18 protein-coding genes and 1 pseudogene are annotated in these 22673 nt (G+C 71.7%); 15 read left to right on the top strand and 4 right to left on the bottom strand.

Features of this window, described 5'->3' with window-relative positions:
- Positions 1-118 precede the first annotated feature (118 nt).
- Positions 119-1930, bottom strand: a complete 1812-nt coding sequence (locus ACKUU6_RS05970) for an AMP-dependent synthetase/ligase (protein WP_407987397.1) — start codon at positions 1928-1930, stop codon at positions 119-121.
- Between the two features lie 306 nt (positions 1931-2236).
- On the opposite strand from ACKUU6_RS05970, the gene ACKUU6_RS05965 reads away from it, so the two are divergent.
- From ACKUU6_RS05965 to ACKUU6_RS05940, 6 genes are all read left to right on the top strand, one after another.
- A complete protein-coding gene (locus ACKUU6_RS05965; RefSeq protein WP_407987396.1) occupies positions 2237-4972 on the top strand; it encodes a nitrate- and nitrite sensing domain-containing protein in 2736 nt (911 codons plus the stop codon).
- Complete coding sequence (locus tag ACKUU6_RS05960; protein ID WP_407987395.1) at positions 4969-5388, top strand: roadblock/LC7 domain-containing protein; 420 nt, start codon at positions 4969-4971, stop codon at positions 5386-5388. Before ACKUU6_RS05965 ends, ACKUU6_RS05960 begins: the two co-directional genes overlap by 4 nt.
- Positions 5389-5395: 7 nt before the next feature.
- Positions 5396-5848: a DUF742 domain-containing protein gene (locus tag ACKUU6_RS05955; protein ID WP_407987394.1), complete on the top strand. Its 453-nt coding sequence runs from the start codon at positions 5396-5398 to the stop codon at positions 5846-5848.
- Entirely contained in the window at positions 5829-6428 is a 600-nt protein-coding gene (locus ACKUU6_RS05950; protein WP_407987393.1) for a GTP-binding protein, read from the top strand. Before ACKUU6_RS05955 ends, ACKUU6_RS05950 begins: the two co-directional genes overlap by 20 nt.
- A gap of 113 nt (positions 6429-6541) precedes the next feature.
- Positions 6542-6664 (top strand): hypothetical protein, encoded by a 123-nt coding sequence (locus tag ACKUU6_RS05945; RefSeq protein ID WP_407987392.1) that lies wholly within the window; start codon positions 6542-6544, stop codon positions 6662-6664.
- A gap of 208 nt (positions 6665-6872) precedes the next feature.
- Positions 6873-7541: a winged helix-turn-helix domain-containing protein gene (locus ACKUU6_RS05940; RefSeq protein WP_407987391.1), complete on the top strand. Its 669-nt coding sequence runs from the start codon at positions 6873-6875 to the stop codon at positions 7539-7541.
- Between the two features lie 70 nt (positions 7542-7611).
- On the opposite strand, the gene ACKUU6_RS05935 is transcribed toward ACKUU6_RS05940, so the two are convergent.
- A complete protein-coding gene (locus ACKUU6_RS05935; protein WP_407987390.1) occupies positions 7612-8601 on the bottom strand; it encodes an aldo/keto reductase in 990 nt (329 codons plus the stop codon).
- A gap of 78 nt (positions 8602-8679) precedes the next feature.
- On the opposite strand from ACKUU6_RS05935, the gene ACKUU6_RS05930 reads away from it, so the two are divergent.
- From ACKUU6_RS05930 to ACKUU6_RS05890, 9 genes and pseudogenes are all read left to right on the top strand, one after another.
- Positions 8680-9111 (top strand): group III truncated hemoglobin, encoded by a 432-nt coding sequence (locus tag ACKUU6_RS05930; RefSeq protein WP_407987389.1) that lies wholly within the window; start codon positions 8680-8682, stop codon positions 9109-9111.
- Between the two features lie 168 nt (positions 9112-9279).
- A complete protein-coding gene (locus ACKUU6_RS05925) occupies positions 9280-10467 on the top strand; it encodes a serine hydrolase domain-containing protein (RefSeq protein WP_407987388.1) in 1188 nt (395 codons plus the stop codon).
- A gap of 154 nt (positions 10468-10621) precedes the next feature.
- Positions 10622-12266 (top strand): annotated as a pseudogene (locus ACKUU6_RS05920) (aspartate:alanine exchanger family transporter).
- An 8-nt stretch (positions 12267-12274) separates the two neighbouring features.
- Complete coding sequence (locus ACKUU6_RS05915) at positions 12275-13924, top strand: bifunctional aspartate transaminase/aspartate 4-decarboxylase (protein WP_407987387.1); 1650 nt, start codon at positions 12275-12277, stop codon at positions 13922-13924.
- A 186-nt stretch (positions 13925-14110) separates the two neighbouring features.
- The gene (locus ACKUU6_RS05910; RefSeq protein WP_407987386.1) at positions 14111-14974 is read left to right on the top strand and encodes a universal stress protein; all 864 of its coding nucleotides are present in this window, start codon (positions 14111-14113) and stop codon (positions 14972-14974) included.
- Positions 14975-15093: 119 nt separating this feature from the next.
- Positions 15094-15726, top strand: a complete 633-nt coding sequence (locus tag ACKUU6_RS05905) for a Pr6Pr family membrane protein (protein WP_407987385.1) — start codon at positions 15094-15096, stop codon at positions 15724-15726.
- A 201-nt stretch (positions 15727-15927) separates the two neighbouring features.
- On the top strand, positions 15928-16566 hold the full coding sequence (locus tag ACKUU6_RS05900) for a hypothetical protein (RefSeq protein ID WP_407987384.1): 639 nt from the start codon (positions 15928-15930) through the stop codon (positions 16564-16566).
- A gap of 157 nt (positions 16567-16723) precedes the next feature.
- Complete coding sequence (locus tag ACKUU6_RS05895; protein ID WP_407987383.1) at positions 16724-17848, top strand: chemotaxis protein; 1125 nt, start codon at positions 16724-16726, stop codon at positions 17846-17848.
- A gap of 120 nt (positions 17849-17968) precedes the next feature.
- The gene (locus tag ACKUU6_RS05890) at positions 17969-19156 is read left to right on the top strand and encodes an alpha/beta hydrolase (RefSeq protein WP_407987382.1); all 1188 of its coding nucleotides are present in this window, start codon (positions 17969-17971) and stop codon (positions 19154-19156) included.
- Between the two features lie 47 nt (positions 19157-19203).
- Here ACKUU6_RS05890 and ACKUU6_RS05885 read toward each other — a convergent pair whose 3' ends face one another.
- Positions 19204-19533 carry a phenolic acid decarboxylase gene (locus ACKUU6_RS05885; RefSeq protein WP_407987381.1) on the bottom strand — a complete coding sequence of 110 codons (330 nt, stop codon included), beginning with the start codon at positions 19531-19533 and terminating at the stop codon, positions 19204-19206.
- Positions 19534-19632: 99 nt separating this feature from the next.
- Positions 19633-22665, bottom strand: a complete 3033-nt coding sequence (locus tag ACKUU6_RS05880) for a carbohydrate binding domain-containing protein (protein ID WP_407987380.1) — start codon at positions 22663-22665, stop codon at positions 19633-19635.
- Between the last annotated feature and the right edge of the window lie 8 nt (positions 22666-22673).

Raw genomic sequence — 22673 nt, 5'->3', positions numbered from 1 at the left:
CCCTGAGGGCGGGGGACGGACCGGCCTGCCGCACACACGCCGGGCGCCGGATCGCGTCCGGGGCCGGGCCATACAGTGGACTGGACCAGACCGTCCGTCAAGGGCCGCTCGGCGGTGGTCAGTTGCCGTACAGCTCCTCGATGTCCTCCGCGTAGTGCCGGACGATGGCGCTCCGGCGCAGCTTCAGCGACGGGGTCAGCAGGCCCTGCTCAGGGCCGAACTCGCGGGGCAGCAGGCGGAAGGCGCGGATCGACTCGGCACGCGAGACGGTGGTGTTGGCGGCGGCGATGCCGCGCTGGATCTCGGCGTGCAGCGCCTCGTCCGCCAGGGCGCCCCAAGGGTCGAGCTGAGCCCGGCCGTTGGCCTTCAGCCAGTGTGCCAGCGCCTGCGGGTCGAGGGTGATGAGGGCGGCCACGTACGGACGGTCGTCGCCGACCACCAGGCACTGGGAGACCAACGGATGGGACCGGACCCGCTCCTCCAGCACGGCCGGCGCCAGGTTCTTGCCGCTGCTGGTGACGATCAGCTCCTTCTTACGGCCGGTGATGGTGAGGTAGCCGTCCTCGTCCAGCGCGCCGAGGTCGCCGGTCGCCAACCAGCCCTCGTGGAACACGTCCTGGGAGTGGTTCAGGTAGCCCGCGAAGATCGACGGTCCGCGGACCCAGACCTCACCGTCCTGACCGATCGCCACCTCGGCACCGGGAACCGGCCGGCCGACCGTACCGGCCTTGGGACGGCCCGGCGGGTTGGCCGTGACGGCGGCCGAGGTCTCGGTCAGCCCGTACCCCTCGTAGACGGCCAGGCCGATGCCGGTGAAGAACAGGCTCAGCTCCCGGCCGAGCATCGAGCCGCCGCACATCACCGCCCTGGTCCGCCCGCCGAGCACGCCGCGCAGACGCTGGTACACCAGCCGCTCGTACGCCGCGTGCCGCAGCCGCAGCGAGGCGCTCGGCCCCGGACCGCGCCCGAAGGCGCGCTGCTCCCTGGCGGCCGCCCACTCGACGGCCACCTCGGCCGCCTGAGCGAAGAGCTCGGCCTTCCCGGCCTCCTCGGCGGCCTCCCGGGCGCGCTGGTAGACCTTCTCCAGGACGTACGGCACCAGGTGCAGGAAGGTCGGCCGGAACGAGGCCAGCGCGGGCAGCAGCGAGTCGGTGGTCAGCTCGGCGTGGTGGCCCAGGCGGATGCCGCCGCGGACGGCCGCGATCTGCACCACCCGGCCGTACACGTGCGCGAGCGGCAGCAGGACCAGGCTGGCGGGCTGCCCCCCGCCGGTGTCCCGGACCACCTGGTCCCAGCCGGAGAGCAGGGCGTCGGCCTCGGCCGCCAGGTTGCCGTGGGTGAGCAGGCAGCCCTTGGGGCGGCCGGTGGTGCCGGAGGTGTAGATGACGGTGGCCACCGAGTCGGGCGAGACGCCGAGCCGCTGACGGTGCACCAGCGAGTCGGGCAGGCCCCGGCCGTCCTCGGTCAGGGTGCCCACGCAGTCCTGGTCCAGCTGCCAGATCGAGGTCAGTTCGGTGAGCGCGTCACAGACCGCGCCGACGGTCATCGCGTGGTCCTCGTGCTCCACCACGCAGGCCACCGCCTGGGTCTCGGCCAGGATCCAGCGCACCTGCTCGGCCGCCGAGGTGGGGTAGACCGGGACCGGGATGGCGCCGATCGACCAGAGTGCGTAGTCGAACAGGGTCCACTCGTACCGGGTGCCGGACATCACCGCGACCCGGTCGCCGTACCGGATGCCGTGGCTGAGCAGTCCCTTGGCGAGGCCGAGCACCTCGTCCCGGAACCGGAGCGCCGTCACCGACCGCCAGCCGCCGTGCTCCCACCGGTCCAACTGCACAAGGGCGGGAGAGCGTTCGGCGGTGTCGTACACCGAGTCGGCGAGGCCGCCGACGGCCTGGGCCGGCGCGGCCGGGCCGCTGTACTGCCGCACCCGTGGCCCCCCGTTCCCGTCTGCCCGAGCGGATGTCAGCGAAGCTACCGGATCGCAGCAGTGCTGCCCAGGGGTGGTGCGCCGGTTCGCCGGATCGGCATGCGCCGCTCAAAACCGCCGGAGGGACAGAACTCCCTTTGCGGGCAATACCGGGAGGATCGGGACCGGTTGGCTCTGACTGTGCATTCGACCCTTCGAACGAGTGGTCAGGGAGTAGTAAGCTCACGCAATCTCGGGCCCGAGACGTGTCCCGGAAAACACCCGTCGCACCCCTTTGTCCGTGCTCTTCCCCGCACCGAGGACCCCATGCGTCTGCGCAGCAGCTCGATCCGCGCGAAGATGATCGCGCTGCTCATGGTGCCCATCGTCGCGCTCACCGGGCTGTGGGTGTACGCGACGCTGGTGACCACCGGCGACGTGTGGAGCCAACTGGACGTCAGCGCCGCCTACCGGACCTTCGGGGCGCCGGTCGACCAGTACGCCCGCGACGTGCAGAGCGAGCGCCGGGCCGCCGTCGTCCGGCTGGCCGACCCGGACGACAAGGACGCCCAGGAGAAGTACCAGCAGAGCAGGACGGTCACCGACCGGTCGCTGCAACTGCTGCGCTACCAGGCGGACTCCTCCGACGCGGGCAAGCTGGGCGAGGTCCAGCGGCTCAGGCTGAAGGACGTGCTCGCAGCCGCGGACGGGATACCCGCGATCCGGGCCGAGGTGGACCAGCGGGCCAAGACCTGGGACAAGGTGATCGACCACTACGCCGACCTGGTGCAGCCGGTGTTCGCGTTCCGGACCGCCTTCGTCAGCGGGCAGAGCGGCCAGCTGCCCCGCCAGGGGATGGTGCTGACCGAGCTGGTCCGCGCCCGGGAGTACCTCTCGCAGGAGGACGCGGCCTTCCGCGGCCTGCGGCTGAGCACCGAGGTGGCCGGCCGCCCCGGCTCCCGGAGCCCCAAGCCGGGCAGCGCGATGTACCAGACCGCGCTGGACGCGCTGCACAGCCAGCAGACGCTGTTCAAGGTCTACGTGGCCGAGCTGGACGACCAGGACCAGGCCGACTACCGGGCGATCCGGAACAGCGACAGCATGGCGACGGTGGCCTGGATCGAGGCCCAGTTCGACACCTTCCAGAACCCGGCCGACCGGGAGACCGAGCTGCTCCGGGTTCCGCTGGCCAGTTGGAACAACGGCGCCGACAAGGCGCTGGACGAGCTCTCCACCCTGAACACCCGACTGGCCGGCCAGATCGGCGCGCTGGCCAAGTCGTACGCGGTCAACCAGCTGGTGCGCGGCGGCATCGCGGGCCTGGTCGGCCTGATCGCGGTGGTCGCCTCGGTGATGATCTCGTTCCGGATCGGACGCGGCCTGGCCCGCGAGCTGATCGGCCTGCGGAACGCGGCGCTGGACCTCTCCGGCACCCGGCTGCCCGCCGTGATGCTGCGGCTGCGCCGGGGCGAGCCGGTGGACATCGCGGCCGAGTCGCCCGAGCTGGACTTCGGCCCGGCCGAGATCGGGGAGGTCGGCCGGGCGTTCAACCAGGTGCAGCGGGTGGCGGTCGAGGCGGCGGTCGAGCAGGCCGAGCTGCGCCGGGGCGTCTCGGCGGTCTTCGTCAACCTGGCCCGGCGCAGCCAGGTGCTGCTGCACCGTCAGCTGACCCTGCTGGACACCATGGAGCGGCGCACCGAGGACCCGGCCGAGCTGGAGGACCTGTTCAAGCTCGACCACCTGACGACGCGTATGCGGCGGCATGCCGAGGGCCTGATCATCCTCTCCGGCGGTTCACCGGGCCGGGCCTGGCGCAAGCCGGTGCGGATGGTCGACGTGGTGCGCGCGGCCGTCGGTGAGGTGGAGGACTACGCCCGGGTGATAGTCCGGCCGTTCCCCGGCACCGGACTGCTGGGCAGCGCGGTCGCCGACGTCACCCACCTGATCGCCGAGCTGGTGGAGAACGCGGCGGTGTACTCGCCGCCGCAGGCCCAGGTCACCGTGCAGGGCGAGGTGGTCGCGCACGGCTTCTCGCTGGAGATCGACGACCGCGGCCTCGGGCTGAGCGAGCAAGCGCTCGCCGACATCAACCAACGGCTTGCGGTGGAGCAGGAGTTCGACCTCGCCGACACCGACAGGCTCGGCCTGTTCGTGGTCAGCCGGCTGGCCCGTCGGCACGGCATCCGGGTCCACCTGCGGCCCTCGCCGTACGGCGGGACGGCGGCGATCGTGCTGATCCCGCGCGAGCTGTTGGCCGAGGCCCCCGACCTGCTCGCCGATGCACCGGCGCCGCCCCGGGCGACGGTCGTCCCGCCCACCGGGCGTCCGGACCTGGTCTCAGTACCGGCGCTCGGCAAGGGCGGCGGGGACAGCAAGGGCAGCGGTGACGGCAAGGGCACCGGGCTCGGCAAGGGCAGCGCGGACGGCGGGCGCGGCGGCCACCGGCGCGGAGAGAGCGCGCCGGTGGACGCCGACGAGCCGGCCCGTGCGCCGGTGCGCCCGGCGGGCGGCCCGCGCCCCTCGGCAGCCGAACCCGCCCGTACGCCGGGCGGCCTGCCACGGCGCAGGTCCTCCGCCACCGGGCCGACCCTGGTGCCCGCCGGGAGCACCGGCACCGGCCGGCACCGGCGGGCGGACAGCCCGGCGGAGCAGGGGCCGGTCCCGGCACCGATCACCGCACCGGCCGGCGGCCTGCTGCCCCGCCGGGTCCGACAGGCCAACCTGGCGCCGCAGTTGAAGAACGCCGGGGCTTCGGACCCCGGCTCGGAGCAGAGCAGCCGGGACCGTTCGCCGGAGGAGGCCCGGTCGGCCTTCTCTTCCTTTCAGCGCGGCTTCCAGCGAGGGCGGGGCGACCGGATCCAGCCCGCCTCGCTCACCGTGGTCCCGGACCAGCCCGAGCCCGACGCACCGCCCGCGCCCGTCCGCCCCGCGCCCCGGCGCCCGGCCGCACTCCTTCCGGCGCCCCGGCCACAGGCCCTGTCGGCCGGTCCGGCCCGGTCCGGTACACCCGTTCACCCCGTGACACCTGCTCAGCCTGCACCAACGGAAGGAACCGAATCATGACCGCAACGGCACAGCCGTCAGGAGACCTGAACTGGCTGCTGGACGATCTGGTGGGACGGGTCGCGGCGCTGCGGCACGCGGTCATCCTCTCCAGTGACGGTCTGGCCACCGGTGCCTCCCAGGGCCTGGAGCGCGAGGACGCCGAACACCTGGCCGCCGTCGCGGCAGGCTTCCACAGCCTGGCCAAGGGGGCCGGCCGGCACTTCCAGGTCGGCGGCGTCCGCCAGACCATGGTCGAGCTGGACGAGGCGTTCCTGTTCATCACCGCGGCGGGCGACGGCAGTTGCCTGGCGGTGCTGAGCGAGGCCGAGGCCGACGTGGGCCAGATCGCGTACGAGATGGCCCTGCTGGTGAAGCGGGTCGGCGAGCACCTGTCCGCCGACCCGCGCACCGAGTCCGTTCCGCCGGGGAGATGACCGACCGATGACTGTCGAGGACGCCGCACCGGAGCCGAGCAGGACCGACGGGCCGCAGGCCCTGCCGGCCTTTCCCGCCCGCCCGCCCGTCGAGGACCAGTGGTTCGATGACGACGCGGGGCCGATGGTGCGGCTGTTCTCGATGACCAAGGGCCGGACCAGGCCGGTCGAGGAGGGGATGTTCGACCTCATCTCGCTGGTCACCGCCGTGCACCCGGACGAGACCGAGGAGCCCGACCTCGACCCCGAGCAGCGGGCCATCCTCGGACTCTGCCGCCACGAGCCGCTCAGCGTCGCCGAGTTGGGCTCGTACACCGATCTGCCGGTGAGCGTGGTCCGGGTGCTGCTCGGCGACCTGCTGCATGCGGAACTGATTGCCGTCACCCGACCCGTTCCGCTCGCCCAACTGCCGGACGAGCGCCTGCTGCGAGACGTGATCAATGGCCTTCGCGCACTCTGACGTCCAGCCCGGCCAGGCCTCGCCCTGGAGCGCGGTGGCCCTCAAGATCCTGGTCGCCGGTGGTTTCGGCGCGGGCAAGACCACGCTGGTGGGTGCGGTCAGCGAGATCCGTCCGCTGCGCACCGAGGAGCAACTCACCACGGCAGGGCAGGAGGTGGACGACACCTCCGGGGTGGAAGCCAAGCGGACCACCACGGTGGCGATGGACTTCGGCCGGATCGACCTCCGCCCCGGCCTGGCGCTCTACCTGTTCGGCACCCCGGGGCAGGACCGGTTCTGGTTCGCCTGGGACGAGTTGGCGGCGGGCGCGCTCGGCGCGGTGGTGCTGGCGGACACCCGCAGACTCGCCGACTGCTTTCCCTCGGTGGACTTCTTCGAGCGGCGCGGCATCCCGTTCGTGGTCGCGGTGAACTGCTTCGAGGGCACCGAGGTGTACGCCCCCGGCGACGTCCGCGACGCGCTCGACCTGGACCCCGGGGTGCCGGTGCTGCTCTGTGACGCCCGCCGCCGGGAGGACGGCAAGGAACTGCTGATCAGGCTCGCCGAACACGCGATGGAGCGGCGTCGTCCCATGATCTGAGACGCCGTCTCACTCTGTGGACGGTTTCGAGGCATTTGGCTTGCCGCCGGGGCCCGGGTCGTGGAACGCTCAGGCCGACAGTTCACCGCAGCGCCCGGGGGAGGTACCACGGCATGACCGCGGAAGCAGTCCGTCCGAGGCTCCGCCCGACGGCCCAGTCCGCGCCGGTGACACCGGTCCTGACCATGCGCCGGTACATCGACCAGGCACTCTGCTCCAGCGCCTGCTGTCGCTGACCCCGGGTCCGACCCGCACTCCCGCCGTCCTCTGTCTGCTGCCTTCGGCTACTTTTTTTCGCCGGGCAACGAACCAGCACGGGCGGCCGTGCCCCGGCCCGACCGGCGCGTCCCGGCCCACCCGCTGACCACCCGTCAGCCGCGGTGCTGCGTCCAGGTCGACGCGCAGACGACACCCACCATCCGTCACGCGCGAAAGAGCGACACCATGTCTTCCTCCTCCACCGCCACCCTGTCCCTCCCCGCCGCCACGCCGCACCTGCGGGCGGTCCGGTCCGTCAGCGCCCCCGCCGACCGCCGGCACCTCGGCGCCCCCGCCCCCGCCGTCGCACCTGCCGTCGCACCTGCCTCGCCCGCCGCACCGCAGGCGCTGTTCGGCTCCCTGCCCGAGGGCGCCACGGTGGTCGCCGCGCTGCCCCAGTCCGCCATCCCGCAGGGCCTGCTGGCGCAGTACGGCGCCCAGTTCGGCACCGCCGAGGCGGGCGGCGGGCCGCTGGTCGGCTACCTCGTGCTGGTCCCGGCGGCGGAGGCCCCGACCGCACTCGCGGCCGCCCCCGCGCCGGTCCGGGCGGCGGGCAAGCCGTCCGCCCGGGGCATCAGCGTCGACACCGAGCGCCGCAACGCCCACGTCGACGGCAGGCTGCTCGACCTCACGTACCTCGAGTTCGAGCTGCTCGCCCACCTCACCCAGCACCCGCAGCGCGTCCACACCCGCGACCACCTGGTCTCCGCCGTCTGGGGCTACGGCCACGTCGGAGACGGCCGTACGGTCGACGTCCACGTCGCCCGGCTCCGCCGCAAGCTCGGCTCGGCGTACCGGGACAGCATCGTCACGGTCCGCCGCGTCGGCTACAAGTACACCCCGGTCAGCCAGTAGCACGCCCGGCAGGGGCTCGGAGCCGCACCAAAGCTCCGAGCCCCTGCCGACTGATGCGCGTGCCGAGGAGTCAGTGCGTGAGCGCGTCGATCTCGGCGAGTTCCTCCGGGGTCAGCGGGCCCGCTGCGAGTGCGTCGAGGTTCTGGTCCAGCTGGGCCACGCTGCTGGCGCCGATGATGACCGATACCACCCGGTCGTCGCGGAGGACCCAGCTCAGGGCCAGCTGGGCCAGGCTCTGGCCGCGTCGCTCGGCGACCTTGGCGAGGGCGCGCAGCTGGTCCAGCTTGGCCCCGGTCAGCGCCTCCTCCTTGAGGAAGTGGCCGACCGACATCCGGGAGCCCGCCGGCACGTCGCCGGAGAGGTAGCGGTCGGTCAGCAGGCCCTGGGCCAGCGGGGAGAACGCGATCAGGCTGGTCTGAGTCTCGCCGATCGCGTCCAGTACGGAGTCCTCGACGCCCCGGTCCAGGATCGAGTAGCGCGACTGGTTCAGCAGCACCGGCGTCCCCAGCTCGCGCAGGATCGCCACCGCCTCGCGGTGCTGCTCCGCCGGGTAGTTGGAGATCGCCGCGTACAGCGCCCGGCCCGACCGGACGGCGGTGTCGAGCGCCCCCATGGTCTCCTCCAGCGGGGTGCTGGAGTCGTAGCGGTGCGAGTAGAAGACGTCGACGTAGTCCAGGCCCATCCGGCCGAGCGACTGGTCCAGGCTGGCCAGCAGGTACTTCCGGCTGCCGCCGTCCCCGTACGGGCCCGGCCACATGTCGTACCCGGCCTTGGAGGCGATGAACAGCTCGTCCCGGTAGGGGCGGAAGTCCTGCGCGTACAGCGTGCCGAAGTTCTTCTCGGCGCTGCCGTACGGCGGACCGTAGTTGTTGGCCAGGTCGAAGTGCGTGACGCCCCGGTCGAAGGCCCGGCGCAGCACCGCGCGCTGCACCTCCAGCGGCTGGGTGTCACCGAAGTTGTGCCACAGGCCGAGCGAGATCGCGGGCAGCAGCACTCCGCTGCGGCCGGCCCTGCGGTAGGTCATCGAGGAGTAACGGTCATCGGCGGCGAGGTACGTCATGTCAGCATCCTGCCAGCTCCCGGCGCCGCGCCGGTACAATCGGCCCGGTCCGGCCACAGCCCAGGAGAGGAGCCCCGGATGCCCGTCCACCCCGACATCGCCGACCGGGCCGACCTGGAGCTGGTGCTGCGCCGGTTCTACGGTGCGGCCTTCGTCGACCCGGTGATCGGCCCGTTCTTCGCGGGCACCGAGCTGGAGCGGCACCTGCCGCACATCGCGGACTTCTGGGAGCGGGCGCTGCTGCGGTCCGCCGAGTACGGCCGCGACCTGTTCGCCCCGCATGCCGCGCTGCACGCGCACCAGCCGCTCACCGCGCGGCACTTCGGCCGCTGGCTGCAGCTCTGGACGGCCACCGTGGACGGCCTGTACAGCGGCCCGCTGGCCGAGCGGGCGAAGAGCCAGGGCGAGCGGATCTCGCTGAGCATGCTCCGCCGCCTGACCGACGGCGAGACCGGCGGCGGCACGGGTGGCTTCGTGCCGCTCTCGGCCGTCCTGCTGCGCACCGGCTGATCCCTCGTTGCGGGTGCACCCGCACCCGGAAGCGGGAGAAATCGCTCCCCCGGTCGGGGGAGGTCACCGGTGATCCGCCTGACCATACTGGCCGAATCGTGACCACGGGATCCCGGCGCAACGCCGCGAACTCCCCGGTCTCCCAACGGTTTTCCCAGGAGTTCACTCGTGCGCGAGCAGACGTGGCAGCGGTTTCTTCCCAGTCGGCAGGAGGACGGTCGGCAGCGGGTCGGTCGGCGCGGAGCCGGGCCGGCGGTGGCCGTACTGGCGGTCGGCGTCCTGACCGTGAGCGCCGTACCTTCGCCGTCGACGGCGTTCGCCACGAAGCCGGACACCGTCCAGCAGGCGCTGAGCGCGCTGGTGCGGTCCGACGGTCTGCCCGCCGCGCTGGCGACCGTCCAGGACGGCACGGGCCGCAGCCGCAACTACACCGCCGGGGTCGGTGACCTGGCCACGGGCGCGAAGGTCCCGGTGGACGGCCAGGTGCGGATCGGCAGCAACACCAAGACGTTCACCGCAGTGGTCGTGCTGCAACTGGTCGGCGAGGGGAAGGTCGACCTCGACGAGCACGTCGACACCTACCTCCCGGGCCTGGTCCGGGGAGAGGGGCTGGACGGAAGCCGGATCACGGTCCGTCAGCTGCTTCAGCACACCAGCGGAATTCCCGACTACGAGGGCCTCCTCGACGAGGCCAGCCTCCGCTACCGGTACTTCGAGCCCCGCGAACTGCTGGACCTCGCGCTCCAGCACAGGGCCGAATTCACCCCCGGCGAGCGGTTCGGCTACAGCAGCACGAACTACGTGCTGGCCGGCCTGATCGTCCAGCGGGTCACCGGCCGCCCGCTCGCCGAGGAGATCGACCGGCGCGTCGTCCAGCGCATCGGACTGCGCCACACCTACTTCCCCGCCGCCGGTGACCGGACCATCCGGGAGGCGCACCCCAAGGGCTACCGCAGGGACACGGCCGGTGGGCCGCTGCTCGACTTCACCGAGATGGACCCCTCGGCGGGCTGGGCTGCGGGCCAGATGATCTCGACCAACTCCGACGTCAACCAGTTCTTCACCGCCCTGCTGGCCGGCCGCCTCCTGCCGGACGCCCAGCTCACCCAGATGCGCACCACCGTCCCGATCGGCGACAGCGGCGCGGGCTACGGACTGGGGATCATGCGCAGGCCGCTGTCCTGCGGCGGCGTCTACTGGGGCCACGGCGGCGACATCCCCGGGTACGAGACGCGGGGCGGGGTCACCGAGGACGGCCGGGCCGCCAACGTCGCGGTGACCTACATGCCGACCGACCGGGCCGGCGCGGAGCATGTCGAGGCGGTCGTGGACACGGCCCTCTGCCGCACCCGCTGACGGCCTCCGAGCGGATCCGGCAGCACGCCGCGCTGGCCTCCCGTCCCAGACGGGTCCTCAAGATCGCACGCGACCTCTCACAACGGAGTGTCAAAAGGGGCATAAGCATACAGATGCGATGTAATCGCCTCTGGCTCCAAGGAGAAGGACGGCGATGGACTGGATCACCGATCACGTCTTCAAGCCCTATCCCGAACTGCCGATCTTCCTGACCATCGCCATCGGCTTCCTGGTCGGGAAGATCCGCTACCGGTCCATCGGGCTCGGTGCGGTGACGGGCTGCCTGGTCGCCGGGCTGTTCACCGGCTGGGTCACCGACGTGAGCGTCAACGGCACGGTGAAGTCGGTCTTCTTCATCATGTTCCTGTTCGCACTCGGCTACAAGGTCGGTCCGCAGTTCTTCCGCGGTCTCAGGAAGGACGGTCTGCCGCAGGTCACCGTAACCGTGGTGGTCTGCGTCACCGGCCTGCTGGTCTGCTGGGGGGTCGCCGAGATGCTCGGCTACGGCCCCGGCCTCGGGGCCGGTCTGCTGGGCGGCGCGCTCACCCAGTCCGCGGTGATCGGTGTCGCGCAGGACGCGATCGGCAACATCCAGGGCCTGGGCCGGGATCAGGTCACCGAGCAGCAGAACCTGGTGCCGGTCGCGTACGCCGTCACCTACCCCCTCGGCACCATCCTGTGCGCGGTGCTGCTGGCCAACATCGCGCCCCGACTGCTGCGGAGCGACCTGGCGGCGGACTCCCGGGCGCTGGCCATCGAGCTGGACGCCCCGGAGGCCGACCCGGACCTGGCCGAGGGCTACTACGAGGTGGTGCTGCGCGCGTACACCGTCGCGGGCGGCGGCCTGGCCGGCCGGACCATCGACGACATCGAGTCGCAGCAGCGGGAGCAGGGCCGCCGGATCTACCTGACCCGGGTCCGCCGGGCCGGCGAGATCCTGGACCACACCCAGCAGACCGTGATCCGGCAGGGCGACGTGGTGGCGGTCAGTGCCCTGCGGCACGACCTGGTGGACTTCGACCCGGCCCGGCAGATCGGCCCGGAGTCGGACGACGCGGGTCTGCTCGGCTACCGGACCGAGCACCTGCACGTGGTGGTCTCCGCCAAGGAGTACCTGGGGAGGACCGTCGCCCAGGTCCGCCGCGAACCCTTCATGGTCGGGGTCTTCGTCGACAGGATCTACCGCTCCGGGGCGGAGTTCCCCCTACCGGCTCTCCACCGAGCTGGAGTGCGGCGACACCCTGGTGCTGATCAGCGTCGCCACCGACATGATCTGGGTCGGCCTCGGCATCTTCCTCGGCGGCTGCATCGGCATCCCGTCGCTTACCGCGGGCGGGGTGCCGATCTCGCTCTCCACCTCGGGCGGCGCGCTGATCACGGGTCTGGTCTTCGGCTGGATCCGGGGTAGGTACCCGACCTACGGCAACGTGCCGCCCGGCGCGCAGTGGTTCATGGACACCTTCGGGCTGTGCGCCTTCGTCGGCATCGTCGGCATCAACGCCGGCCCGACCTTCAGCAGCGGTCTCTCCCAAGCGGGTTGGGGCCTGCTGGTGTGTGGCGCGGTGGCCAGTGTGGTCCCGCTGGTGGCCGGTCTGCTGGTCGGGCACTTCGTCCTCGGGATCAGGACGCCGATCCCGATGGGCGTGGTGGCCGGTGCGCAGACCACCACGGCCGCGATCGGGGCGATCAACGAAGAGTCCAAGAGCCAGATTCCGACGCTCGGTTACACCATCCCGTACGCGGCAGGCAATGTCCTGCTGACCATCTGGGGCGCCGTCATCGTCGCCCTGCTCGGTTAGGAGACCCCGTGAGCAAGCCCTCGATCAGCCGTGACGAGATTCGCCGACTGGCCCAGCTGAGCCCTTTCGAACTCAAGGGCCGGTTCATGGAGTTGGCGCAGGCATACCAGGCCGACCAGCCGGGCCAGAAGGAGAAGTCCACCTCCCACATGCTCAACGCCGGTCGGGGCAACCCGAACTGGATCGCCACCGGCCCGCGTGAGGCGTTCCTGGCGCTGGGTCACTTCGCGCTCTCCGAAAGCCGCCGGGTGTGGACGGCCGACAACCTGGGCGGCATGCCGGAGCAGCAGGGCATCGCCGCCCGGTACGACAGGTTCGTCCGCTCGCACCCGGACCTGCCCGGTATCGAGCTGCTGACCGCCTCGATCGACCTGGCGGTGGAGCGGTTCGGCTTCGACCGGGACGCCTGGATCCACGAGCTGACCGACTCGACCATCGGCGACAACTACCCGGTGCCGGACCGGATGCTGACACACGGCGAGCAGCTGGTGCGGGGCTACCTGCGCGAGGAGCTGATGGCCGGCAAGCCGCCGGCCGACCAGCTCGACCTGTTCGCCACCGAGGGCGGCACCGCCGCGATGTGCTACATCTTCGACTCGCTGATGAAGAACGGCATCCTGCACAAGGGCGACAAGATCGCCCTGATGGTGCCGGTCTTCACGCCGTACATCGAGATCGCCGAGCTGGACACCTTCGACTTCGAGGTGGTCAAGGTCGAGGCGTCCAACTTCACCGAAACGGGTGTGCGCGGCTGGCGCTACCCGACCGAGGAGGTGGCCAAGCTGGAGGACCCGGCGATCAAGCTGGTCTGTCTGGTCAACCCCTCCAACCCGCCGTCGCTGGAGCTCTCCCGGCGGGTCGTCGACCAGATCAAGCAGATCGTGGCGAGCAGCAACCCCAACCTGATCGTGGTCACCGACGACGTGTACGGCACCTTCGTGAACGGCTTCCGCACCCTTGCCGCCGACCTGCCGCGCAACAGCCTGCTGGTGTACTCCTACTCCAAGCACTACGGCTGCACCGGCCACCGGCTGGGCGTGATCGGCCTGCACCGGGACAACGTGATCGACGAGATGCTGGCGAAGCTGCCGCCCGAGGAGAAGGCCCGGCTGAGCAGGCGCTACGGCACCCTCACCCTGGAGCCGGAGAAGATCCGCTTCATCGACCGGCTGGTGGCCGACTCCCGGCAGGTGGCGCTCAACCACACCGCCGGGCTGAGCCTGCCGCAGCAGGTGCAGATGACGCTGTTCTCGCTCTTCGCCCTGCTGCCGGAGGGCAAGGCGTACAAGGCCAAGGTGCAGGAGATCGTGCACCGGCGGCTGGACCTGCTGCTGGAGGGCTCCGGGATGAGGATCTCCGACGACCCGCAGCGGGCGGGCTACTACATCGAGCTGGACCTGCTGGCGGAGGCGGAGCGGACGGCTGGGCCGGAGTTCGCGGAGTACCTGCAGAAGACGTACGAGCCGACCGAACCGCTGTTCCGGCTCGCCGAGCAGACCGGGGTGGTGCTGCTCAACGGCGGCGGCTTCGACGGCCCCGCGTGGTCGGTCCGGGTCTCGCTGGCCAACCTGGACGACCTGGACTACCTGAAGATCGGCCACCACCTGCGGCAGATCTTCCTGGACTACCGCACCGAGTGGGAGCAGTCCAAGGTCTGATGAGACCGACCGGCACATGGTGGGTGGCGTCGCGACGCCGGGCCACGCGCCCTCCTCGCCCGGCATCGGGTAGGAGGGGCCCTCCACCGCCGCTCCTTCATCCACCCACCATGTGCCGGTCGGTCTCAGCCCGACCGGCGGTCGAGGCGCATGCTGGAGAGAGACATCGACGCTTCGGAGGCGATCATGGACATCCGAGCCCCCGCAGGTGTGGTGGTCGGCGTGGACGGCTCTCCCCATGCCACCGTGGCCGCCGACTGGGCCGCCCAGGAGGCCGAGCGGCGCGGCTGCGGGCTGCACCTGGTGCACGCCGTCAACACCGGTACGGTCACCCTCTCGCCGCGTTCTGGCGCCGCAGTCACGGATCTGATCCTGAAGAACGCGCAGGCCGTCCTGGACGAGGCGCTCGCCCTGGTCGCCGCCGCCCACCCGACGCTGCGCCCGACCGGTGACGTGGTGCCGCGCGACGCGGCCGCCGCCGTGCTGACCGCGGCCGAGCACGCCGAACTGGCCGTGGTCGGCACCCGGGGGCACGGCGGCTTCGCCTCGCTGCTGCTCGGCTCGGTCAGCCTGCGGGTCTGCGCGCACGCGACCTGCCCGGTCGTGGTGGTCCGGGTCGCCCCGGAGCAGGGCAAGCACGTCCTGGTGGCGATCCGGGAGGAGCGGGACGCGGTGGCGCTGCGGTTCGGGGCCCGGCAGGCCGTCCTGGCCGGGTTGCCGCTGCGGGCGCTGCACACCTGGTCACCGGTGGTCGCGGACGTCGCCCACGCTGCCCCGATGCTGGACGAGCTGGGGGAGGAGGCCGATCAGCACGCGCAGCTGCTGAGTCGCACCGTCGACCCGGTCCGGGCGGAGTTCCCGGACCTGGCGATCGAGGCCCAGGACCACACCGGGCCGACCGCCGCCACCCTGGTGGAGGCCTCCAGGGGAGCGGCCCTGCTGGTGGTGGCCCGGCACGAGCCCGCCCCGCACTTCGGTCTGCGGCTCGGCACCGCCGTGCACGCGGTGCTGCACCACGCGCACTGCCCGGTGGCGGTGGTCCCGCTCTGACGGCCGGTCAGGCGTACCGTCCGGTCCTCCGGGCCGACACGCCGGATCGGAGGCGGTCCGGCCCGGGGTGCCGCCCTCATGATGATCGCAAGGGTCGGACGAGGTGAAGGCGGTGGCCCGTGCGGGACCGGGTGCTGAACGTACTGCGACTCTGCTTCGGCCTGCTGGCCGCCGCCGCGCTCGGCGTCCAGGCGCACCGGAGCGCGACCCTGCACCTGTCGATGGTCAACTTCTTCAGCTACTTCACCAACCTGAGCAACACGGCCGGGGTGGTGGTGCTGCTGGCCGGCGGCACGCTGGGCCTGCTCGGCCGGGGCCGGGTGCCGGACCCGGTGCGGGGCGCGGTGGTGCTGTACCTGACCATCACCGGCCTGGTCTACCTGGTCGCGCTGTCCGCCTACGACCTCGGTCCGCTGCTGCCCTGGGTCAACGCCGTGCTGCACCGGGTGATGCCGCTGGTGCTGCTGGCCGACTGGCTGACCGATCCGCCCCGCCACCCGATCAGCCGTCAGCGCGCCCTGGCGTGGCTGCTGTTCCCGCTGCTCTACCTGCCGTACACGCTGATCCGGGGCGCGGTGACGGACTGGTACCCGTACCCCTTCCTGGACCCCCGGCACCCCGGCGGCTACGGCCGGGTCGCGGTGGCCTGCACCCTGGTCACGCTGGCCTTCGTCGGGGTGGGCGCCGCGCTGCGCTGGGCGGGCAACCGGTTGGGCGGAGGCGAGCAGCCGCAACCGGCGGGACGGCGATGAGCAGCGCCGGTACCAAGGGGTCGGCACCGGCACGCCCTGGCACCCGCGCCGCTTCCCGCGGAGAGCCGGTGCCGTCGGACGACGGACCAACTTCCGCCGGGAGAAACCTACTTGGCCGTCACCCGGATGGCGCGCCCTGGTCGCCGTGGCTTCGGACCCTGCGAAGCATGAGGGTGGATCACCGGTAACCAGGAGGCGGACGTGACGAGAGCAGCACACGGGTACGGGACGGGCGGGCGGCGGCACGGGATCGCCGCGGTGGTCGCCGTGGGTGCGGCGTCGGCGCTGCTGGCGGCGTGCGGCAGCGGCTCCTCGGGCGGCACGGCGTCCGGCGGCACGACCCCCGCCGCCACCCCGTCCGCCGGGGCGAGCCTGTCGGTGGCACCCAACCCGTCCGGGTTCTCCGGCTCGCCGCCGTCCGCGTTCGCCTCCGCCGCGGCCTCGATCTCGGCGGCGGCCGCCTCCGCCTCGGCCGCCGCCGCCTCCTTCGAGGCCTCGGTGTCGGCCCGGGCGGCGAAGCACCAGGACCAGGTGGTGGCCGCGCTCAAGGGCGTGCAGGGCAGCGGCGACGCGATCTCCGACGTGACGCTGACCGGAGTGCCGCTGGCCACCTCGGGCGGGCTCCAGGCGGCGGTGGTCAACATCGTCAACAGCACCTCCGAGACCGCCTCGTACGCAGTCCAGGTGGACTGGCGGGACACTGCGGGGCAGGCGGTGGCGAGCACGGTGGTCGGCGCGGAGGACGTCGGTGCGGGGCAGTCGGCGAGCCCGGTCTCGTTCAGTCACCGGCCTCCCTCGGACCAGCTGACCCCGGTGGTGGTCAAGGCTCAGCGGTACTGAGCACCGGGTCGTCGGCAGTTGCCCGAAACACCCTGGTTTGTCCACGCCCGGCACCGGTTCTCGTGCGACCGTGAGCACACGTGCCATTGCCCTGACGGTGCTTCGGTCCGGCGCGCCCGGACCGTCCCCCGCAGTGCTCGGAGGACCAAGGAGAACAATGGAAGCCGACGACCTGACACCCGAGGCCCTGCGTGAACTCCGGGCGCCCCGGCCCTATCCGGCGGTCTCGCTCACCCTGCCCACCCACCGCAGGGAGCCCGACAACACCCAGGATCCGGTCCGGCTGCGCAACATGCTGGCTGAGGCGGAGCGCCGGATCGACGCCGACCCGGACATCGCCCGGCAGGCCAGGATCGACCTCAAGTCCCGGCTGGCGAAGGCCGCGGCGGAGGTGGACTTGCGCCACGCCGAGGACGGCCTGGTGCTGTTCGCCACCACCGGCGAGCACCAGGTCTGGACGCTGCCCCGCGAGGTGCCGGAGCGGGTCGTGCTCAGCGACAGCTACCTCACCCGCAACCTGGTCGCCGCCAAGGCGCAGTTCCGGCCGTACTGGGTGCTCGCCGTGGCCGCCGACCGGGTGACGCTGTGGAGCGGTGTCGGGGAGTCGCTGACCGAGCACGAGGGCGACGGCTTCCCCGCCGAACCCGAGGAGCTGCACTGGGACGCCGAGCGCCAGGAGCGGGTCGGCGACCGGCCGAGCACCTTCCGGGACGAGGAGACCAAGCGCTTCCTGCGCACCGTCGATACCGCGCTCGGGGAGCTGCTCCTTCGGGACCCCCGGCCGCTCCACCTGGTCGGCCTGCCGCAGGCGGTCGGGCTGCTGGAGGAGGTCGGTTCGGCCACCAAGGGCGCGGTCGGCCGGGTGCTCAGCGGTGGGCTGGTGAACGGGCCCGACCGGCTTCTGCGCGAGGAGCTGCGCCCGGCCCGCGCCGCGTACGCCGAGCAGGAGGCCCGCCGGGCGGTCGGGCTGCTGGACGAGGCTCGCGGCCGGAAGACCTTCGCGGCCGGTCTGGACGAGGTCTGGGAGGCCGCCCGGGAGGGCAGGGTCAGCCTGGTCGCGGTCGAGGAGCACTACCAGCAGACCGTCCGCCTGACGGAGGGTCACCTCGCGGCGGTCGGTGCCGAGGCGGTGGCCGAGCCGGGCAGCTGGGAGCGCGGGGTGCGCGAGGACATCGTCGACGAGCTGGTCGAAGCCGCGCTGGACCAGGGCGCCGACGTGGTCTTCCTGCCCGACGGGACGCTGACCGACCACGACCGAATCGCAGCGGTGCTGCGCTACTGACCACCCGTTCGGCCCCGGCCACCGCCCGGTGTGGCCGGGGCCCCGGCGCGAGTCCGGCGGGCATACTGGGGCACCGGGTGGACACCGCCGTACCGACCGAACCCACGGGAGTCGCGGGACATGGGGCTGACGAGCCGCAGCGTGCTGGTCCTGGCGGTGGTCGCGGCCCTGGTGCTGCTGGTCGGCACGGTCCGGTACTGGGCCAGGTTCGCCGCGCCGACCTGGCGGGCGGTGCTCGGCCGGATCGGCGCACTGCTCGCCACCCAGCTCGCGGTGCTCTGCGTGCTCGGCCTGCTCGCCAACAACTACTTCGCCTTCTACAGCAGTTGGGACGATCTGCTGGGCACGGGCGAGCGCGGCGCGGTGAGCGTGGGCGGGCAGCAGGGCGGACCGGAGCCCAGCCCTTCGGCCGTGGCTGTGGCTTCTACGGCAGTGGGGGCGGCGGCCGGGGAGCCGCCGGCTCAGCCGGTGCAGCGGCTCGGCCGGGCCGAGGTGGACAGCGGCGGCCGGGGCCGCGAGCCGAGCCGGGTCGGGGAGATCCAGGAGATCCGCATCCCCGGGCCGTCCACCGGTCTGAGCACCGACGGCTACGTCTACCTGCCGCCGCAGTACTTCCAGGCCGATCACGCCGACCGGAAGTTCCCCGCGCTGATCGTGCTGACCGGCTTCCCCGGCGACGCCAAGAACCTGATCACCCGGCTCAACTACCCTGGAACCGCACTGGACTTGATGACCAGCGGCCGGATGCAGCCGACCGTCCTGGTGCTGATGCGACCGTCCCCGGCACTGCCGGCCGACAGCGAGTGCGAGGATGTCCCGGGCGGTGTCCGGTCGGAGACGTACTTCGCCCGGGACGTCCCCCGGGTGCTCGCCGCCTCTTACCGGATCTCCACCGGGCCGAAGGCGTGGGGCATGGTCGGCAACTCGACCGGCGGGTACTGCGCACTCAAGTTGACCATGCGTCACCCCGAGGTCTTCCCGGCGGGAGCGTCCGTCTCGGGCTACTACAAGGCCGCCGAGGACGTCTCCACCGGCGACCTGTTCAAGGGCAGCGAGCAGCGCCGGAACGAGGCCGACCTGATGTGGCGGCTGAAGTCGCTGCCCGGCCCGCCGGTCGCGGTGATGCTGGCCGGCAGCCGGGAGGGGGACGGCGACTACCAGCGCGAGACCGACGCCTTCGAGGCGGCCGTCCGCCCACCGATGACCGTCGCCACCGCCTCGGTGCCCACCGGCGGCCACAACTTCCAGACCTGGAGCAGGCTGCTGCCGCCCGTGCTCGAGTTCCTGTCCCGGCACCTGGCGCCCTGAACCACGGGCGAGTCAGCCTACCGCCTTCGCCAGGCCGTTCGCCTTGGTCAGGCCTCCGCCTGCAGCGTGCCGGTGTGCAGCTGGCCGACCCGGCCGCCCTCGCCCTCGAAGGTCCAGAAGGTGCGGACGGTCATCGCGGCCAGGTCCATCACGTGGCTGACGGTGATCCCGCTCTTCTCCGTCCAGCTGACGAAGTAGATCTCCGGGGCGACCTGGGCGACGTGCAGTTCGACGTCCTCCCACTGACCCGCCGACTCGCCGAGACCCTCCCAGCGCAGCCGACGGCCGTCCGCCGAGTAGGTGTTGCGGAAGGCGGCGCCGTTGTCGACCTGGAACAGGTAGGTGTGGCCGGCGAAGGCTGGCAGAGGCGCGGTCATCTCGGGCGGTCCTCGTCTGGGCGGAGCGGCGGATTGGGTGCGGTGGCCGCGAGCGGCGACCGCACCCAACCTAGCGGACCATCGGTCCGTTCACCCGGTCTACCTCAGGTACGGACCGTCCGTGCCGACCTTGCCCGGCGCGGCGTTGCTGCCGCCGAGGTCGAGCACGTATACCCGGAGGTTGCCCCTGCCCGGGGCCGCGACCGACAGCATGCCGTTGGAGACCACCTTCACGTCACCGGTGACGGCGTCCCGGTAGGTGCCGTTCGGAATCCCGGTGTAGCTGGCCGCGTTGGTGACCGCGACCAGCGCGAAGCTGTCCACGCCGCCCGAGGTGTACCGGCGCTTGAAGGCCATGTCGCCGGTCACGCCCTGGGTGGAGTACTGGCCGAGCTGGAGCGCCGGGACCGCACGGCGGATCTGGTTCAGCCGCTGGACCTGCTTGACCAGCGGCTGCTGGAGCGTGGTCGCCACCGCACCGGAGGCCGAGGAGACCACCGAGAAGTCGCCGGCCGTCACCTCCCCGGCCACCTTGTCCCCGTAGTACGCGCGGCCGGTGGTGGCGAGCGGGCAGGTGGGACCGCAGTCGATCTGCTTCCCGGCCTGGAACTCGATCTCCGAGCCGTAGTAGAGCGTCGGGATGCCGCGGAAGGTCCACATCAGGGCCATGTTCTCGGCCCAGGCGTCGGTGCCACCGGCGTACCTGGTGCTGGACTTGTTCGGGCCGAAGTCGTGGCTGTCCACGTAGACCACGTTGTACGTCGGGTCGTTGGTGGAGTCGTCGGAGTCCTTGCCGTTGTTGAAGGCGTTCGAGGCGTCACCGAAGTTCATGTGCATGCGCATGTCGATGATGTTCATGCCGCTGAACTGGCTCCGGTCCGGTGCGTGGTACGCGTTCCCGTTCAGAAAGGCGTTGCTGGAGACGGGCTGGTTGGCGGTGCCCATGGCGTTCTCGTAGGTGAACTGGTCGAGCGCCGCCTGTACGTCGTCGGATGTGTACTCCCGGCGCTCCTTCCAGGTGAAGAACTGGGCGGAGTGGTTGACCGAGCCCCGGTTCCACTTGTCGTTGACGAAGGCGCCGACCTCACCGAAGACGAAGAAGTCCGCGGCTTTCGCGGCGCCGAACTTCCGGCCGACCTCCTCGTAGATCGCGGGCAGGAAGCGGCGGTTCCAGGTGACCCGGGGGATGTGCACGGCGGTGTCGATCCGGAAGCCGTCCACACCCATGTCGATGTACTTGTCGTACGCGCCGATCAGGTACTGCTGGACCACCGGGCTCTCGGTGTTGAAGTCCGCCAGGTCCTCGTGCAGCCAGCAGGAACGGGAGTCCTCGCCCTCCCAGTTGCCGATCCAGCACTGGTGGTAGAGCGCCTTGGGGAACATGCCGGTGGTGGCACCCGGCCACTGGCAGTTGTAGATGGTGTAGCCCTCGGGGCTCTTCGCGCCGGTCGGCTTCCCCCAGTTGAGACAGGTGTTGCCGCTCGGCTCGGCGGTCGACCAGAGGTCACCGTTGTAGTACGACTTGCCGGAGACCGGGTCGACGGTGAGGCCGTCGTACTCGAAGCCGGTGTTGGGGGCGTCGTAGTACCAGCTCCACTGGCTGTCCCGGACGCCGTAGACGGTCGGGGTGAACAGGCCCTTGGCGCCCCACCGGGAGCTGTGGTTGTAGACCACGTCCTGGTAGATCTTGATGCCCTTGGCGTGCGCGGCGTTGATCAGGTCCTGGTACGAGGCACCGGCCGACTCCAGCCGCGGGTCCACCCGGTAGAAGTCGTACCCGTGGTAGCCGTGGTAGTCGTAGTCCGAGCGGTTCAGCACCACGGGCGTGATCCAGATCGCCGAGAAGCCGAGGCCCTTGACGTAGTCGAGCTTCTGCACCAGGCCCTTGAAGTCACCCCGGAACATCGGGTCGTTGCCGGCCGCGTTGCCGGACTTCACGTCCTGGCTGCCGCCCCGGTTGTTGCTGCTGTCCCCGTCGTTGAAACGGGCCGTCAACACGAAGTAGATCGGGTCCTTGCGCGGGTCACCGCCCAGAGGCGTCCCGCCGGCCGGGGTGGGCTCGGCCGGGCCTGTGGTGGCGCAGGACGCGGCCGAGGCGGCGGAGAGGTTGCCCGCCGCGTCGCGGGCCCTGGCGGTCCAGCAGTAGGCGGTGGTGGGCTCGAGACCGCTCTGCGAGTAGACCGTGGAGCCGGTGTCGGTGACCGAACTGCCCTTGGTGCCACCGGTCCTGGTGATCTGGTAGCCCGTCACCCCGACGTTGTCGGTCGCGGGGTTCCAGGTCAGCACGGTGGCGGTGCCGGTGGCGGTGGCGGCCACACCGGTGGGGGCGGTCGGCGCGGTGGTGTCGGGCACCGCGGCGGCGCAGGGGTCGACGGCCGTGGCCGTCACGGTCCTGTCCTTGACGGTGCTGTTGCCGCTGCCGAGTTGGTAGTTGACGCCGTTGTTGTTGTCCCAGACGCCGTTGCCGTTGTTGAAGGTCGCCTGCCAGGCGGTGGCGGTGCCCAGGCTGACGCTCTTCTTCACCCAGCCGGCGCAGGCGGCCTCCATGCCGACGCCGGGGCTGGTGGTCCAGGCGCCGCCGGTGGGCGCCCAGTGCAGGTTGACGGTGGACCAGCCGACCGTGGCGGTGGCGTACCAGACGGTGGCGGCGTTACCCGGCTGGGGAGTTGGCGGCGGTGTGCCGCTCCCGCACGGGTCGCTGTGGGCCACCACGCCGTTCTTGACGGTCACCGCGCCGGTGCCCAACTGGTAGTTGGCGCCGCCGTTGTTGTCCCACGTGCCCGAGCCGTTGTTGAAGGTCGCCTGCCAGGTGGCGGCGGTGCCCAGGTCGACGGTCAGCTTGACCCAGTCGGTGCAGGCGGCGGTGAGCCTCGTGCCGGGCACGGTGGTCCAGCCGCCGCCGGTGGCGGCCCAATGCAGGTAGTACGCCGACCAGTTCGTGCCCGCGGTCCAGTAGTAGACGGTGGCGGAGGTCGGGGCGGCGGAAACGGTGGTGGTGGCGGTGGCCCTCGCGGTGAGCGCGGGCAGCAGGGTGGCGACCAGTCCGGCGACGACCGCCAGGACGGCGAGCAGCGGACTTCGACGGCGGGGACTTCGACGAAGGGGACGGCGGCGTGCGGCTTCACGGTCCACGGATGGAC

Source organism: Kitasatospora sp. CMC57, assembly GCF_045866025.2.
Taxonomy (GTDB): domain Bacteria; phylum Actinomycetota; class Actinomycetes; order Streptomycetales; family Streptomycetaceae; genus Kitasatospora.
The sequence above is the reverse complement of the archived record's forward strand: the minus strand, read 5'-3'. Positions and strand labels throughout refer to the sequence as shown.